Source organism: Methylorubrum zatmanii, from assembly GCF_014845115.1.
Taxonomy (GTDB): Bacteria; Pseudomonadota; Alphaproteobacteria; order Rhizobiales; family Beijerinckiaceae; genus Methylobacterium; species Methylobacterium zatmanii.
Window position 1 is genome coordinate 1 of record NZ_NKUI01000233.1, and the last position, 15,720, is coordinate 15,720.

The following is a 15,720-nucleotide window of genomic DNA, read 5'->3' on the forward strand; positions in this document are numbered from 1 at the left end:
AGCCGGTCCTGCTCGGCGGCGGGTCATCCTCGATCATCCCCAACGCGACCGCGAGCCGGCGGGCCCGCTGGTGCGGGAACCGGTAGCGGACCGGGCGGCCGCCGAGCAGGACCGGCTGCAGCAGGAGAGCTTCGAGATCCCCCTCGGCCGGGCGGCGTCCCGGCACGAACACGCCGGCCTCCATCAACCGGTCGTGAACCGCATGGTTGACCTCAGCCGTGATGCCGTAGCCGCCGAGCAGGCAAAACCCGACCTCCTCCTGCAGGGACCCGTCGCGGTTGACGAACCCGTCGGACTGCTCGCTGGCGCGGCTGACCATGTCCGCCCAGAACGCGGCACTCGGCACCCACTCGGGCCGCCCCCAGCGCACCCCGGGCACGATCTCGGCATCTGGATCAGGCGGCGAACGCCGTGCAGCCGTCGGGCCGCCGTCCGCTTCGAGCAGCATAGTCGTGATTCCCCTTGACGCCGTCCCCGAATATTCATTTTCATTCAAAGCATGAGGGGACGCAAGATCGGATCAGGCGGCGAGCGCGCCGCCATCGCGGCGGCGCTGGAACGAGCCCGGCGCGAGGACGGCCTGAGCCAGGAGGCGCTCGCCCGCACGCTGGGCTCCAGCCAGGCCAACATTTCCAAGCTCTTGCGCGGTCAGCAGAGGCCCCGCCCGGAGCTAGAGGCGTCGATACGGTCCTATCTCGCCGCGCGGCCCGCGGGCGTCGCCCACCCGTCGGAAGCGTGGACGCGGCGTCTCCTCGCGGCCTGTGAACGCTCGCCGGCCTTCCGCGACGTGATCGACGCGGCGCTGCTGCTTGTGAATGAAAATGAATACTCTGACCGAGCTTGACGGCGATCCAGGGCTTTTGGCGTTCACGACGGACCACGCTCCAGGGTCGTCCGGTGCGGTCAACGGCCGTTTGCGGGCGGCCGTGCCTGGTCTGCAGCCGGGCGGCGAGCGCCGACGTGTCGGCCTCCGGCGCGGCTCCGAGCACGCGGCGTTACGCACCTATGCCGCCCCGGGAAAGCGGCGCCGGCCCGGCTGCTGAACCGGCTTCGGGCCAGTGCGAGAGGAACGCCGCCAGAGCTTCGGCGCAGAGCCGTGCAGGCCGCGTTTCGGCGTCGGTCCCCGGCCCTCCGGTCCACCGGGGCTCGCGGCCGGCACGAAGCCATACCCGGCCCACACGCGGCCGACGACGTCCGCACGAACGGTCGCTTGCCGGGCCCGACCGCCGTCACGCCGGCGACGGAAGTGCGCCGGCCACGCGGACGGTGCGGGCACTCAGTCCCGGCCCAGGAAGTCCGCGGGAACGACAATCAACCGGTCTGTCGAGGGCATGAGCTGCGCGTCCTGCGTCGGCCGTGCCGAACGGGCCCGAAGCAAGGTCGAGGGCATGACCTGCGCATCGCGCGTCGGACGCGTGCTCCAGACGGTGCCATGCGCCACCGCGGCCACGGCGAAGGTCGCGACCGAGCAGGCGAGCGTGCGCGGCACGGCCAACCTGCACGCGCTCGCCGCAGCCGTTTCCGCGGCCGGCAACAGCGCGCGTCCGATCGGCGCGACCGCCTCCGTCGACGAGACCACGCAGCGCAAGGAGACCACGCGCTCGAAACTCAGGCGTGCTCTCTCCATCGCGCCGCGCTCATACGGCCCATCTTCGTTCTGGCGGTGGGTTCGCACGTCATCCCTGGCCGACCCGGAGGAGCCCGCCGGGAACAACCCCGGAAGCGTCCGTCAGGCTCCCTGCAGCGTCCGAGCCCACGGCCTTGATCGAGTTGGACCCACGAGCGCGGCGACAGGCCCGCGCCCTTCTTCCTCGTCGCGGCGTCGTACCCCGTCGGCCGGTCCTCTCCGAGGACGTTCCGGTCCGGGAAACGCGCCGCCACACGGCCATGCTCGCACGCGGCCACCATGCCTTGCGGCCCGCCGCGCGCTGCCATGGGGCGATTGACGCTTAACCTCGGTCCGGTGACCAGGGGTGGCGGCGTCCACCTCAGCGCAAGGCCGGTTCCATGGATAGGGCCCGGCAACTCGCGAGGCGCATCAGCCTCGAACGCGGGAGCACGCGGGCCGGATCAGGATGATCCGGGACACCTCAACCGCCCCGGCGCCGGCCACGGAACATGGGAACGGTCGGGGCAGCCATGCCGGTTCGCCCGGTCCCGCTCGCCCCGCCCGGGCGCCTCACCACCCGCACCCGGGTGCCGCGCGGCGGCCGTGGCTCCCAGGCCGTCGGGCAGCGGGCGCAGGCCTGCGAGGATGCGTGACAGGCGTGATGCGAGGTCCCCATCGAGGCAGCCCGCGTGCCCCTTGGCCATCCTGCGGAGATACCTCTCCAAGCCGGGCCCGACGGCCTGCCGATGTTCGAGGAGGATCCGTAACGCGCGGGCCACGACCCCGTGCGGGTTCGGGTTCTCCTCCAGGTTGGTGTCGACGATGGCGTCGCGCAGCCAGGCGGTGAAACGCGGTCCGTGGTGAACCCGGCGGGAGCCGCACAGGTAAAGCACGGCGTCGCAGTCGAAGAAGGTGGTGTGCACCAGGTCGGTCAGGTGGGCGGCCTGCACGTGCCCGGACTGGACCGCCCAGGTGGAGGGTAGGGCCCAGACGTCGTACGAGTGGCGGCGCCCGGCGATGCGGTAGCCGCCGAAGCGGTTCCGAACGGCCGCGCCGTCCCGCATCAGCTCCGCCAAGCGCTCCGGCGGCGCGTGCACGACCAGGTCCACGTCCGATGCGAAGGCCGCAGCCCCGCCCCGGGCGATATCCCGGGCCATGCCGCCGAAGATCGCAACCTCGCCCACCTGCCCGAGATGGCCGATCAGATCCGCGATCTCGGGGCCCCCGCGAGCCTCGTCCGCCAGGAACGCCTGCATCCGCCGGCACAGCTCAGCGCCGTCGCGGACGGGGGAGCCAAGGTCAGCCATGGTGCCGCCTCAGGTCGTCGCGCAGGGACACCGCGAACGTGTCGGTCATACCCGAGATCATGTCGGTGACGAGCTGCAGTTCGCGGTAGCGCATCGGCATCGCGTTCCCGGGCGACTCGGCCACGCGCCGGTAGTTCTCCGAGATCCGGGAATACACGTAGGCCGGCAACGCCTCGCGGTCGGAGCGCAGGTCGTCCGGATCCTTGCGCTCGATGATGGCCTTCCAGAACATGTCCATGAGCTCGTGAACGGTCCGGTGCCCGTCGAGCTCGACTTCGAGGACGCTGCGGTGGCGGTAGACGTGAAACTTGGCGAAGCGCTTGAACGAGGTCCACAGCACGACCGCCTCGGAGGCCGCCATCAGCTCCCTGTCGAACGCGCCGGCCATGATGGCATCCCGGTTCGCCACGAACGCCCCAACCGCGGCCCGCACCATCTTCCCGATGGCGTCCACGCGGAACATCTGCATCGAGATGTCGTCGAGTTCCCCGGGCGACAATCCCGCGTCCCGGAACTCGGCGTGGCTGCGCTCGGCCCGCTCGCAGACGTCGAGCGTCAACTCGTCGTCGCACGCGTCGTGACGCAGCCAAGCCATGAGCACGTTGAAGTTGATCAGGTTCTTCTTGGCGGCGTCCTCGACGTCCACGACCGAGTAGGCGATGTCGTCGCAAGCCTCCATCACGAAGGTCAGGGGATGGCGGACGCCCTCCCGCAAGCCGGTCTCGGCCCAGACCTCGGCGGCGATCTCGGCCTCCGACTGGAAGAAGTTGAACTTCTTCCGGGCATGGGAGGACTTGTCGACCGCGTCCGAGGGCACGGGGTACTTCATCAGGGCCGCCAGGAAGGCGTAGGTCATGTTGAGCCCGAAATCGTCGTTCAGGATCTGCAATCGCGTCAGCAGCCTGAACGCCTGCGCGTTGCCCTCGAATTTCAGGAAATCACGGCGCATCGGCTCGCTTAGGTCCGGCGCGTCGAAGATGTCGAACGAGGCCGGGTCATCCTTGCGCGGCACGGAGTGCCGCTTCACCCAGGTTTGGATCGCGGTCTCGCCCTGATGTCCGAACGGCGGATTGCCGAGGTCGTGGGCGAGCCCGATGGCCTCCAGGAGGGCGGGCACGTTGCGCAGGGGCTCGACCTCCCCGGGGAAACCCAGCGCCCCGCCGTGCACGAAGGCCAGGGTGGTCCCCATGCTCCGCGCCATGTTCGCCACCTCGTGGCTGTGGGTTAGCCGGGTGCGGACGCTGTCGTTGCGTTCCAACGGGAAGACCTGCGTCTTGTCCTGGAGGCGCCGCACCGGGGTCGAGAACAGGATACGGTCGTGGTCACGTTCGTGCTCGGTCCGGTCCTCGCCCAGCCGCGCCGTGTAGGCTCTGCCTGCGGCCTTTCCCTTGCGCCGCTGCGCGTTGAGGAGGCGTCTCCAGTCGAGTTGATCGGCCATCCTTCGATCCCGTTGCGGCGAGGACGCCCGGTCCATCGCCCACCCACAACACCGTGCGCCCCGGTCTACGTTCCGGCCCTCCGACGCGTCACGCCAGGATCCTGCGGTTGTCCACGGATTCCGTTCGGTACGGTGCCGCTCGCGCCAGCAAGACACTAGGGCAGGCGCTCCAAGATTGGAACATAGAGAGAACGAAATCGGTGTTGGCCGGCCCATCCGGAGGTCCCTGCCTCGCCCCGTCCCCACCGAACCCGGAGGGGCGGCTCATGCCGGAGATCTGCCCGACCGGCGTGTCCTGCTCAAAGCCCTGGGCCGTCCCGTACCGGAGGCGGCGCGCGGTCGCGCGTCGCTTGCATCGCCACCTGTGGCCCGCCGGCTGTCACTCCCGGTGCGCGGACACAGCGGCCCCCGCCCCGGCGGCACATGGATGGCGGGCCGGGCGAGGGGGCACGAGCGGGCCGGGCGATCCGCCGTGGCTCTCATGCTGGTCCCGGGCGTTCCTGTGCCTCGGGATCCGGGCCTCCCGCGCCCGGCGCCGTCACAGCTACGGCGACCGCAGCACCGACGATGGCGCCTCCCAGGGCCGCCGCCGCCAATGCCGCAGGTGCCGGCGGCCGACCCTTAACCGCCTCAGCCAGGATGGACTTCGCCTGGGCCTCGCTCTCACGCACGGCGAGCATCAGCTTGGGACCGAACTTGAGGACCGATCCGGCACCCTCGTGGTGGATGGCGGGGCTCGGCGGCTCGACCTCGCGGACCCGTTCGGCGCTGACCATCATCTCGATGGCGCCCTCGGGAGGGGTCAGCCGAGCCATGGCGGCCCCGGCTGCGGCGAACTTCGCGGCCAGGGACGCCACCGTTTCCACGGAATAGATCCGGTCACCCGTGATGCGGAGCATCACCGCATCCTTGAACTCGTGGTCAAAGGCCTGCCGCATCCAGAGCAGCTCGTCCGGAGCGATAGACTCGACATCGCCACCCGGCATCCTGACGATCACCATGTCAGCTCCCCCTGGCATCTAAGCTCGACAACACCCTAACATCTTCCCCGCCGTGAACGACGGGGATTTTCGGGAACCGCGAGGTCCCCTCCAGTCGACAGCGCGCTTGGCTCCCGCGGCTCCTCGCATCCACGACGCCGCACGCGGCGCAGGTCTGGCTCGTGAACCGAGCCGGAACGGTCGCGACCTGACCGCCTCTCTCCTCAATCTTGTAGCTCAGGATCGTCGCGAACTGATGCCAGCGCGCGTTCAGGATGGCGCCGTTCAGCCCTGCCTTCTGCCGGACGTTGCGGCCCGGCTCCTCGGCCGACGCCGAAGCGGCGGGCGACGCCCAGGGCCTCGCGATGGTGGAAGTCGCGCCGGATGCGGGCCTGCCGCGCCTGCAGGCGCGCGACGCGAACTTGGGCCCGGCGGCGTCGGTTCGAGCCGCGCTTGCGACGCGAGACGACCTTCTGCGCCTTCCACTTCCGCGCCTCGATCCGCCCCAGGCTCTCGGGCAGCGTCGTTCGCTGGCCGGTCGAGAGCGCGAGCGTGGTGGTGGCACCACGCCGCTCAGGGCAGGGGGCCGGTTCCCGGGTCGGGCACGGCCGACCGCGTCATGAAGAACCGCTCCTTTCCCTCCGCCCACGCGAAGCCGACGCGCGCCAGTTCGGCAACCGGTGGGCCACCGTCGTCCGCGGCGAACCTCAGGGTCACCCCCAACGCGTCTGCGGCCTCGACGAGCCAGTCCGCGAGTTCTTCCGGAAGCCGGCCACCGGCGCGGCAGGCGATCACGAGCTGGTCCTCCGCATAGGCATCGAGCACGAAGCCGTCGCCACCGTCCCGTTGCAGGATGTGGCGCATCAGGCGGAAGGAGGCGGTGTCGAGTTCCGGCGGAACATGAGCGTCGAGACACGCGTCCACCTCGGCCCAGGTGGGCTGGTCGACCCGGTGGCCCGGTCCGACGAGATCCTCCGCCCTGTGCCGCATCGAGCCGACCTGAAGGTCGAAGCAGGTGGCGACCGCAAACCGGACCCCGTGCCGCGTCAGGACCGCCCGAGCCCGCCCGCACAGGTCGCCGCTGCGGTCGACGGCGATCTCCGTGACCTCCAGCCCGGGATGGCGCCGCAGCACGGTTTCCAGCGCCGCTCCGAAGCCGCCCCAGATATCGCCCTGCAGCCCGTCGAGCAGGCGACGGCGCCAGGGTGGCCCCGCCAAGCCCCGCTTCCTCGGACCGCCGACCGGGGGTGACCGCAGGACCGGCGCGGCTCGGGCGAACGCGGCGCTCCGGACCGCTCCGAGCTCCGCCTCGAAGACGGCGTCCGCCAGGCGCAGCACGAGGGGCGCGAGCGCCTTCCTCGCCGCTTTGCGGAACTCATGGGCGGCCGACCGCACCTGACGGGCACGCGTGTCGTCGCGTGCGCCCGAATTGTACCCGACCGCTCGCGAGCGGCCCGCACCCTGGGCGAAGGTCCGGGCTTCGAGGGCCTCGACCGCGCGCATCAGGATCGGGAGCGCTTCCAGGAAGCGGACGGCGCCGTCGAGGTGCTCCCGCGCCGTGGTGTGCTCCGGGACCTCGCCCGCGATCTGTCTCACCGCCGCGAGGAGGCCGGAGACGTCCCGTGGGTCCCGCAGTTGCGGCAGGGCGGAGGAGGCGGCGCGATGGAGTGGGTTGCGCGTCCTCGCGAGCGGCACGACGACCCCGTCGAGCCACGTTTGCCTGAGGTGCTTGCGCAACCCGACGTCCAGGCCGTGCAGCTTGGACCGCAGGATGCCTCCCGCTCGGCTGGCGGTGAGAAGGTTGTCCAGCAACACGTTCAGGATCATGCCCGATTCGGGCGGACAAACCGCGACGACGGCCCGCATCGCCCGCCGGATTTCCCCTTCCGGGACGGAGGGCATGCCGGCGGCAGAAGCGTCGGGCGCGTTCGAGGCATACGGGACGTGGCCGGAAGGAGACATGCGAGCACCGGAGGGTTGGGACGGAGCCGCGCCGCCGGGGATCGGGCACCCCAGCGGGGCCCGCCGGGACCGCCGCTTGCGAGTGGCGCCGGCCCGAATCGACAGAGTGCTGCTCCGCCCGGGAGCACGCGTTGATCGTCCGGGCGGTCGTGAAAGGGACAAGCTGCGACCCGCCACCCCGATCTTCGGCCAGGAGTCCGCGAGGGGAGAGGCGCGTGCCAAGCCAGACCTGGCCCGGGCAGCCACAGGATTGCGCAGCTCTCAGGCCCAGCCCCAGTCCGGCGAAGCTCGGGGAGGGCGGTGACGTGGACCGGGAGTCGACCGGGGTCTGAACCCTCCGCGTGTCTCACAGCCGCCCGGAACCCGCGACCTGTATCAGGGCTCTGCTTGGGGGGGAGCCCACGGTCGAGCATGGCGCGGCGCCCGGCGGGTTCGTCGGCCAGCTGGCCCTCCGAAGCACGCACCGGTCGGCCACCGGCCCGCGCCTCCTCCTTGTCGGGCGAGCGGAAGCCGGCGGGTCCTTCCGGGCCCGCGGCGTAAGCGAGGAGGGTACCTGGGCCGGAGGCTGGGTGGCGGATTGCGCGGGCCGGCTCGCGCCGACTTGGTCGGAGGGGCCCGAGCCGCGACCGATGTTGACCGGACCCGTACCCCGCCTGGCGGAGGTGTCATGGCTCGGCGAAGGCGCCCAGGTCACGGACCGTGACCCGTGCCCGGGCCGCCCAAGGCGGGCACGTGCATCTCGACGAGCAGACGAGGCGCCGGGCGTTTCGCATCATCGACCGGCCGGGGGCTGGGACGGGCCCGGCGGGGCCGCGGTCGCGCCGGTGGCGGGCGGTGCATGGCTGCCACGAGGAGGGCGACGCTCGTGCACGCCTTCTCACGGCCCTGGTTTCCTCGACATTGACGCCTTCAGGCAGCTCGCCGGTTGCGTCATGCGAGCGGCCTGCCCCCGACGGCTGGCGCCCCGAGGCGAGGGCATGCCGCGGCCCCGTATCCGGGGGCCGCGGAGCAGGGACACCGGCCCCTGAATCGGGGGCGCTTGGCTCTCCGGGTCGGACGCTCGGGCCCGACGAGCGCCGGCGGGTCCAGGGCCCTGCCGGGCCTAGCGGCGGCCGGCCGCCATCCGGCCAACCAGGTTCCGGCCGGCCTTGCCCCGCAACGTCCAGGCGTGGGCCCGTGACGCTCCCGGCGGGACGGCGGGCGGCGCGGTCCGCACCGCGTCCACGTCACGACCGCGCGGGGACGCGTAGCAGGCGGCGATCCAGGCATGCACCGCGCCGACGAGCGCCGCCATGGTGACGGCGCTTCGCCCTTGACCGTCGCGACAGGACCCGGACCGGCCCAACAGGGCGTTGAGGTGCGCTTGTCCCGGCAGTGCACGTGCGGGCCGGTGCAGGACCTGGATCCCCATCCGCCACGCGGCCTCGTGGAAGCCCGTGTCATGGTACCCGACGGCGTGGTCCACCACGATGACTTCCGGCACGCCCAGGCACGGCCAGACGGCACCGAGCCCGCCTGCCGTGCCCGAGCCGTCACCGAACAGCCCGAGGACATCGACCGGCCGGCGCCGCGCCGCGTCGAGGGCCGCGGCGACGACCAGGCCCGTGCTCTCGTCGCGGGCCAGCGTCATGTGGACGACATCGAGGCCGAGGTCCGCGACGCGAACGGCGAGGGCTGCCTGGCTGATGCCTACGCACGCCAGCGCACGCGGGGAGGGGGCGCTCACGGGCACGCACCGGCCGTGCGCGTCCGGCGGCACCTGGCGGCACGATGCTGCCCGGGCGGCATCGTCGAGGGAGGGGGAGGAGGTGGTCGTTTCCTGGTCACGGATCTTCATCGGGGAACTCCGGCATGACGGCCGCAAGGGCGGCCCGTCGCTGGACAGGGGGCTCCCCCGGCCGGAGCCGAGGGAGGGGAGCGCACCGCGGTGCGGACGCTCAGCGGTCGGCGTCGTCGGCGTCGGAGGGGCCCCGCCCGTCGAAGTCGGCGGCCCGGCGGCCCAGGGCACGCGCGACGTCGCCGTCCCACCGGTCGAAGTCGGGGTCGAGGAAGGCGGCGGTGACGGGGTCGTCGTCGGCGCCGGTGAGGCCACCGAAATCCAGGTCGTCCATGGGTCTTGTCCTCTCGCAGGCGAAGGGACCGGGCCCGCATGCCGTGAGGGCGGCGGGTCCTCGGCGATGGTCGCCAACGGGATCCAGGACGGGCGCAACGAGACGCTTGCGCAGGCGCGCAGGTGCGGCTAGGGTACGACTGTCGATCCGCGGGGCCTGGCAGCCTCCCGGAGGAACCCGTTGGCCTTGGCTGGCCGATCCCGAACCCTAGGGTGCGGGATGCCTGACACTCGCGGCAGCTGCGACACTGAGAGGCGAGTTCAGGGTAAAGCGCGCGGCCCATGGGCCGCGCGTTTCTTTTTGCCCGTCCGAGACCTGGGGTCCCGGGTCGGCCCGAACCAAGGGCGGGCCGCGAGCGCGCCCCTGCCTGACCGGGCGGTCAGCCGCCGGAGCGTTCGGGCAACGGGTCCAGGCCTGCTTGAGGTGATCGGCCGCCACGCGCGCCTCCATCATCCACGGTGAATGGTACCATGTTCCGGCGAGTTTTTACACCCGCGGTGTAGGTTGCCTGGACGACTTTGCCGGGTTGGTTAAGGTTCAGGCACCCGCCGGCCCGGATGTCTCCGACCGCCGTCATCTTGCGCCTACTTCCGCCCGGGGCAGCGGGTACCATCGGCGAGCGAGCTCGTCGTGGCGGACCAGGCCGAGGCGCTTCAAACGCGTTTTCGCCTTCTCGGACGCGTCCTTGCTCATCTGGGCGTCTCGGACGGCATCGTTCAGCTCGGTTCCGGACAGGCCGGCCTCGCCGGCCCGCTCCAGCGCCTCCACGATGACCGTGGCCGCGCGACCGAGGACCACGGAGGACGCTCCCGCGCGCTCGGGCCTCCCTGGCGGGGGCGGGGATGCCGGCGCCGCGGGCAGGGGCATCGGGACGGTCTCGGTCTCCGCCTTTGCCAGAAGCTCCTCCATGCGCTCCTTCTGGAGGTAGAGGAGCGCCAGCCGCGACGCGGTGGCGCGCAGGGACCTGTTCTGCTCCTCGACGAGCTTCTCGATATCCTCCTCGATGCGCCTGACCGCGGAGCGAAGGTCGTTGAACATGTGAGCTCCCCTTGCCCGCAGCGCAGCAGCCCCGGACGAAGCTGCCGGCCAGGGCTTACATGGCCATGGCCATACCTACGGCACCTGGCGGCCGACGGCAAGCATTTCCGGCCATGGCCGCCCGGGGAACGCCGGTAAGGTTAAGAAAGCCTTTCGCCCTATGCTTGTGCCCCATCGGACTGTCCCGGCCGCGGCTCGCCGCGTTGCCCGGACGGATCCTGGGCCTGACACGGTCACGGTCTCCGGGGCAGGGCCGCCGAAGTCCAGGGCCAGGCGCCGGGGGCGGGGCTTCCGCGATGCCCTCCGCCGTTGGCGACACCTGGCGGAACGGGAGAAACGGCACCGGTTATTCCGGCATGGCCATTGCACGGGCCAGCCATGGCCATGCCGCGCCGATCCTCGTCTGACGCCAAGAGATCCTGCGGACCCGCACCGTCGGCTCAACCGCGAGGCTCGCCGGCGGGCCGGAGCCGTGCGGTCCCGGCGGCGGCTTCCGCAAGTCGCGCCTCGCGATGCCTACAAGCGAGGCCGGGTCCGGGGTGCGCCCCGGATCGCGCGATCCCATCGCCCCGGCCTGCGCGGCGTGCCGGCGACCTGCCCAGGGCCGGTGCAGCGGACAATCGCGCCGGGATGCCGACCTCGGAACGCCCCGTAGGCATGCCTTAACAATTCACGGTCATTCGTCATTTGAGGTTGATGCCCCCATCCGACGTTCTCCAGCGCCGCCCTCAGGCGGCGAGGAGCGTCCCGGGACGACGCACGGCCCGACGGCCCACGTTGGCGCCCCCGAGGGGCTGACCCCCCTCGCTCGCGGCCTTCACCGCGAGACCCCGGTCGCGGATCACCCCGGCCGAGTTAACGTCGCGATGCTCGTTCAGCCCGCACGGGCAGACGTGGCGGCGCAGGGACAGCGGCTTTGGCACAACCGCCCCGCACTGCCGGCATTCCTGCGACGTCCCCCTGGCGTCGACGCAGATCAACTCGCCACCGGCCCTGGTAGCCTTGTAGCGGACGAACTGCACGAGCTTGCCCCATCCCGCATCCAGGATGGACCTGTTCAACCCTCTCTTCTGGCGGACGTTCGCTCCGGGCTCATCGACCGTCCCGGCGGCCGAGCGGGTCATGTTCCGGATGCGCAGGTCCTCCAGCATGACGAGCGAGTGCTCGCGCGTCAGCCGCGCCGAGACGCGGTGCAGGTACTGGTCCCGCGTGTTCGCCACCGCCTGCAACTGACGCGCCAGCCGAGCCTTGATCTTGCGCCGCCGGTTCGAGCCCTTGCGGCAGCGGGCGAGGGCCCGGCGGGAGACGCGGATCTCGCGCTCGCGACGCGAGGACGGGCGGACGTTCGGGATGCGCTCGCCGGTGGACAGCGTCAGCAGCGCCTCGACGCCCAGGTCGCCGCCCACCGCCTCGCCCGCAGGCGGCGTGGTCGCCACGACTTCGCTCGTCTTGACGGTAATGCAGACGAACCAGTGCCGGCCCTTGCGCGTGAACGTCACGCCCAGGATCTTCGCGTCGGACGGCAGCGGCCGGTCGTGGTTGAGGCGGATCGGGCGGCCGAAGCCCTTGAGCCGGATGCGGTCGCCCTCGTGCCGCAGGCCGGTGGCTTCCAGCAGGCCGAAAGAGCTCCAGCGGGACGCAGGCTTGAACCGCGGGAAGCCAGGCTTGAGCCCCCGCTTCACCCGTCCGAAGAAGCCGGTGAATGCGTCCTCGACGCGCTTGAGCGTCCAACGGCCCATGGTGACCGGATCGGCGCCGTGGCCTTCCGGGTCGTCGGCGCGGATGACGGTGAGGCTCTTCTGCTGGTCGAGGCGGGTGAAGGCCTTGCGCCCGAGCCGCCAGGCGTCGCGGCGCTCCTACAGGGCGGCGTTGTAGAGCAGGCGCTGACGCTCCAGCGCCTCGGCGAGGAGGCGGTGCTGGGCGGCGGTCGGCTGAGCTTCTGCTGGTACGTCAGGATCACGCGACCAGAGTAGAACGGAGTGGGAACGCGTCAAGCCCGCCCGAAGGTCGATCAACCCCAAACGACGAAGAACCGGAAGTTCCCGCTCGACCGGATCAAGATCGACCGCTCCTTCGTCGAGGCGGTGGACGAGCCGGGCACGGCGGCCATCGTTGGGGCCATCGCCGGCCTGGGGGCCTCCCTCGGCGCCGCGGTCACGGCCGAGGGCGTCGAGACGGAGCGGCAGCTCGGGGCGCTGCGGCTGTCCGGCTGCGGCGAGGCGCAGGGCTACCTGTTCGGCAAGCCCGCGCCCGCGGCCGAGGCCGCCGCGTTCCTGCGCCGGGGGGCCGGAACGAGGGCCGCATGACCCGGGCAGCCCCTTCGGGCCGCGGCGGGCGGCACAGGGCAGGAAGCGGGCCGCCCTAGCCCGCGCCGCGGGCGATCCGGCGGACGCCGCGCCGCGACCTTGGCGGTAGGCGACACGGCCGCTTAAGATTCCCCGCGGTACGCTCGATTCGGCGAACGTCCGTCACGTTCGTCGCCGCCGTCGCAGGGCCGGATACCCGCGCGGCGCATCGCGGTTACCGAGACGGCGGAGCCGCGCCGGAGGCGGTCGGAGGCGCCCATGGAGGCTTGGTCGACCACGGCGTTCGACGAGACCTCGCAGGCGGACCTGTTCGCGGCCTCGCCGGTCGCGGGCGGCCGCCCGCCGGTGGTGCGGTGCTGGCTGGCCTTCGACCGGGGCGGCGACGACGTCGGCGTCGCGCTGACCCTGTCCGACCGCCGCCACCTCATAGCGGATGCGTCGACCGGGTACGCCATCGTCGGCGACGACGATTTGGTCCTGCTGCCGGATCGGTCGCGCGACGAGCTGATCTGCCTCGGGCCACCCTGGCTGCTGCCCGCGCTGCCCACCGGCTTCCGGGCCCGCGGCCTCGCCCACTGGTCCAAGCTTCTGCGGGACACGTCGCTGGCGACGTTCCGCCCGTCGCCGGAGGCCAACGCCTGCATCGCGTTCGATATCAGGCCCGGTCCGCCGCTCGGTTGGTCGGCGCTGCACGGCGACCTGCGCGACGGGACCGTGGGCCGCCACCCGGATCGACCGGCCCCCGACGGCGTGGCCTTCCGCGGCGCGCGGGACGCGCGGCTCGTCGACGGCCTGCTTCACTTCGAGCGCGGCCGGCAGCTTGCGGAGGCGGGGAACGGCTCCGAGGCGCGCCTGGAGCGGGCGAAACGGCATCTCCGGCGCGCCGCGCAGCATTTCGCCGCCGGGCGGCAGCTCGGATGGGGCGAGGTGGCCGAACGATACCTGTCCAGGTTGGAAAGCCAGCTCTTCCGCATGAGGCAGATGGATCTGCCCGCCCTGCTTCCGCCGCGGCAAGCCGATGCGCTGTGCCTGCCGCGCCTCGGCCTGGGCGTTCACCGCCTGATGGCCGTTCCGCTGCCGCCGTTGGCGCTGACGCGGGGGGCCGTTCCCGCGGCGGCGGGGCGGGGCGCGCGCGAGCGCCGCGAGGCGCTCTGCTTCGTCCCGCTGCATCGGCCGACGCTCCGGCGTCTCCTGCCGGGCACGCGACCCGACGCCCTGCGCGGTCAGGTCGTCTTCGGGCCGCCGGGCACGGGGACGGCGACGACCGCCGTGCGGCTCGGCAAGGGGGCGAGCGTCGCCGTCTCGGCCATCCTCGACGGCGAGGTCCACCAGCTCCTGGGCATCGCGAGCCGTGAGCGCGCTGCCGAGACGGTGACCGTGTTCGCCGATGGCAACGGCGTCGTGGTCTCGCCCGGGGTCAAGCAGGGCAGGGTAGGGCACCCGCTGACCTTCAAGGCGACCGCCCGGGAAGGCGGGAGGCACGCGCTTCGATTCACGTTCTTGACTCGCGACCGCATCGTTTCGAAGATCCAGAGAACGGTCGAGGTTTACGAGGACAACGGTCAGGATGGCTCGTCGGCATGGCGGTCGCCGAAAGCGGGATGAGATCGCAGCCGGCGCGTTCCGAATGCGCATCGCCACGTCCACGAGCGACCACTCGCCCGCGAGGACCGAAGTCAGCGTCTTCGGGGCGGGGCAGCTCGACAGCCTGCGCTTCCACGGAGGCCCGCTGCGCGGTGCGCTGGCCGACGCCGTCCGCGCGTTCGCCGAGGGCCTGGCCGAGTTCGCCGGGCGCACCTGGGCACCCGAGGCCCAGGACCCGGCGTCGGCGGCGAGGCTGCAATCCTTCCAGAACGCCGCCGTGAGCCTCTTCAGCAACCTCTTCCGCCACACGGATCCCGAGAAGGGGGCCAAGGTCCGTGCCGACCTGGACTTCTACCTCGATCACCCGAACCTCAGGTCGATCACGTTCGACAGCGACCTGGCCGGCATCCCGCTCGACGCCCTGCACTACGGGCGCGTGGGCTCGGGGTTCGACGTCGAGCGCTTCCTCGGCAGCCGGGCCCCGCTGATCCACGCGCCGAGGCCTGATAAGGAAGAGAGGGAGGCGGACGACGCCGCGCCATCCGTCGGCCTGCTCGGGTCCACGCGCGTCACCTCCGTGTCCCGACGCGACGAGGCCAGCATCTTCGCCGTCTTCGAGGACCTTGGCGCCGCCTGCACGACGCGGGAGGACACGCCCCTGCTCGGCCTGGACAGGGAGCCGATGGCCGTGGCCGACCTCGCGTCCCTGTTCCGCGCGCTGGGCCAGCTCAGGTCGGTCTGGCACGTCACCAGCCACATGGAAAGCTTCGCGGGCCAGCACTACTTCGTGCTCGACAACGGGCTGGAGGTCCGGCCCGACTTCTTCAGCCCGCACCAGAAGGAGGCCCGTCCCTTGGTCGGGGAGCCTCTCGTGTTCCTGAACATCTGCGCATCGGCGGCCCCCGGGGTCATCGCCGACAGCAACTTCCCGGACAACCTGCACCTCATGCAGGCGGGCGGCGTGATCGCGACCCACTGCCTCGTCAACGAACGCTTCGCCACGGAATTCGCGCGCCGGTTCTACCGGCACGCATTCTCCCGCGCGCCCGGGGTGCGGGGCGAGCGCCTGACGGTCGCGGAGAGCCTGCATCAAGCGCGACGCGACAGCCTCCACCGGGACGGATCCGTCGCCAGCCTCTGCTATTCCTTCCATGCCCTGGACGATTTCGCCCTGCCCGGGGCCATCGAGGGCGAGGTCGCCACGGCGCGCGGGGAAGCTCTGCATGGAGCGGCATAAGAGGGGCGGCACCGGGACGGCGGCAGCCGAGCCCGCGGTGTGGGCCGTCCTGCGGACCGGCGGGAAGCAGTACGTCGTCCGCACCGGCGACCGGCTGAACGTCGCCCGCTCGGACTACCTGGCGGCCACGGTCCGCGACGCGGACGGA

Annotated in this window: 16 protein-coding genes and 1 pseudogene; 5 read left to right on the top strand and 12 right to left on the bottom strand. The window is 71.8% G+C overall.

Annotated features, from left to right (window positions below):
* Window positions 1-448: pseudogene (locus tag MZTS_RS22030) on the bottom strand (hypothetical protein); the annotation flags it as partial.
* A gap of 51 nt (window positions 449-499) precedes the next feature.
* Between MZTS_RS22030 and MZTS_RS22035 the strand changes: the two are divergent.
* Window positions 500-844, top strand: a complete 345-nt coding sequence (locus tag MZTS_RS22035; RefSeq protein WP_009866858.1) for a helix-turn-helix domain-containing protein — start codon at window positions 500-502, stop codon at window positions 842-844.
* Between the two features lie 432 nt (window positions 845-1,276).
* Here MZTS_RS22035 and MZTS_RS22040 read toward each other — a convergent pair whose 3' ends face one another.
* The 11 genes from MZTS_RS22040 to MZTS_RS22085 all read right to left on the bottom strand — a co-directional run bounded on the left by MZTS_RS22040 (window position 1,277) and on the right by MZTS_RS22085 (window position 12,229).
* On the bottom strand, window positions 1,277-1,627 hold the full coding sequence (locus MZTS_RS22040; RefSeq protein ID WP_041371358.1) for a hypothetical protein: 351 nt from the start codon (window positions 1,625-1,627) through the stop codon (window positions 1,277-1,279).
* Window positions 1,628-2,070: 443 nt separating this feature from the next.
* Window positions 2,071-2,916 carry a nucleotidyltransferase family protein gene (locus MZTS_RS22045; protein WP_012454408.1) on the bottom strand — a complete coding sequence of 282 codons (846 nt, stop codon included), beginning with the start codon at window positions 2,914-2,916 and terminating at the stop codon, window positions 2,071-2,073.
* Window positions 2,909-4,354, bottom strand: a complete 1,446-nt coding sequence (gene dgt / locus MZTS_RS22050; protein ID WP_192285425.1) for a dGTP triphosphohydrolase — start codon at window positions 4,352-4,354, stop codon at window positions 2,909-2,911. The genes MZTS_RS22045 and dgt overlap by 8 nt, the downstream gene beginning before the upstream one ends.
* A 479-nt stretch (window positions 4,355-4,833) precedes the next feature.
* Window positions 4,834-5,355, bottom strand: a complete 522-nt coding sequence (locus MZTS_RS22055; RefSeq protein WP_012454410.1) for a hypothetical protein — start codon at window positions 5,353-5,355, stop codon at window positions 4,834-4,836.
* Between the two features lies 1 nt (window position 5,356).
* Window positions 5,357-5,623, bottom strand: a complete 267-nt coding sequence (locus MZTS_RS25710) for a zinc ribbon domain-containing protein (protein ID WP_353890196.1) — start codon at window positions 5,621-5,623, stop codon at window positions 5,357-5,359.
* Window positions 5,559-5,855 carry a hypothetical protein gene (locus MZTS_RS25715; RefSeq protein WP_353890197.1) on the bottom strand — a complete coding sequence of 99 codons (297 nt, stop codon included), beginning with the start codon at window positions 5,853-5,855 and terminating at the stop codon, window positions 5,559-5,561. The genes MZTS_RS25710 and MZTS_RS25715 overlap by 65 nt, the downstream gene beginning before the upstream one ends.
* Before the next feature lie 52 nt (window positions 5,856-5,907).
* A complete protein-coding gene (locus MZTS_RS22065) occupies window positions 5,908-7,161 on the bottom strand; it encodes a hypothetical protein (RefSeq protein WP_210329455.1) in 1,254 nt (417 codons plus the stop codon).
* Between the two features lie 1,237 nt (window positions 7,162-8,398).
* On the bottom strand, window positions 8,399-9,133 hold the full coding sequence (locus MZTS_RS22070) for a hypothetical protein (RefSeq protein ID WP_009866585.1): 735 nt from the start codon (window positions 9,131-9,133) through the stop codon (window positions 8,399-8,401).
* A 100-nt stretch (window positions 9,134-9,233) separates the two neighbouring features.
* Window positions 9,234-9,407 carry a hypothetical protein gene (locus MZTS_RS22075; RefSeq protein WP_009866584.1) on the bottom strand — a complete coding sequence of 58 codons (174 nt, stop codon included), beginning with the start codon at window positions 9,405-9,407 and terminating at the stop codon, window positions 9,234-9,236.
* A 573-nt stretch (window positions 9,408-9,980) separates the two neighbouring features.
* A complete protein-coding gene (locus MZTS_RS22080) occupies window positions 9,981-10,445 on the bottom strand; it encodes a hypothetical protein (RefSeq protein ID WP_009866583.1) in 465 nt (154 codons plus the stop codon).
* Between the two features lie 728 nt (window positions 10,446-11,173).
* Window positions 11,174-12,229, bottom strand: coding sequence for an RNA-guided endonuclease InsQ/TnpB family protein (locus tag MZTS_RS22085; protein ID WP_306438902.1), 1,056 nt, complete (start codon window positions 12,227-12,229; stop codon window positions 11,174-11,176).
* Here MZTS_RS22085 and MZTS_RS22090 point away from each other — a divergent pair.
* The 4 genes from MZTS_RS22090 to MZTS_RS22105 all read left to right on the top strand — a co-directional run bounded on the left by MZTS_RS22090 (window position 12,203) and on the right by MZTS_RS22105 (window position 15,572).
* Complete coding sequence (locus tag MZTS_RS22090) at window positions 12,203-12,418, top strand: hypothetical protein (RefSeq protein WP_052300043.1); 216 nt, start codon at window positions 12,203-12,205, stop codon at window positions 12,416-12,418. The two genes, MZTS_RS22085 and MZTS_RS22090, sit on opposite strands and share 27 nt — an antisense overlap.
* A gap of 6 nt (window positions 12,419-12,424) precedes the next feature.
* Window positions 12,425-12,751: an EAL domain-containing protein gene (locus tag MZTS_RS22095; protein ID WP_009864761.1), complete on the top strand. Its 327-nt coding sequence runs from the start codon at window positions 12,425-12,427 to the stop codon at window positions 12,749-12,751.
* Window positions 12,752-13,009: 258 nt separating this feature from the next.
* On the top strand, window positions 13,010-14,356 hold the full coding sequence (locus MZTS_RS22100) for a hypothetical protein (protein WP_012454412.1): 1,347 nt from the start codon (window positions 13,010-13,012) through the stop codon (window positions 14,354-14,356).
* A gap of 22 nt (window positions 14,357-14,378) precedes the next feature.
* On the top strand, window positions 14,379-15,572 hold the full coding sequence (locus tag MZTS_RS22105; RefSeq protein ID WP_142583512.1) for a CHAT domain-containing protein: 1,194 nt from the start codon (window positions 14,379-14,381) through the stop codon (window positions 15,570-15,572).
* Window positions 15,573-15,720 lie beyond the last annotated feature (148 nt).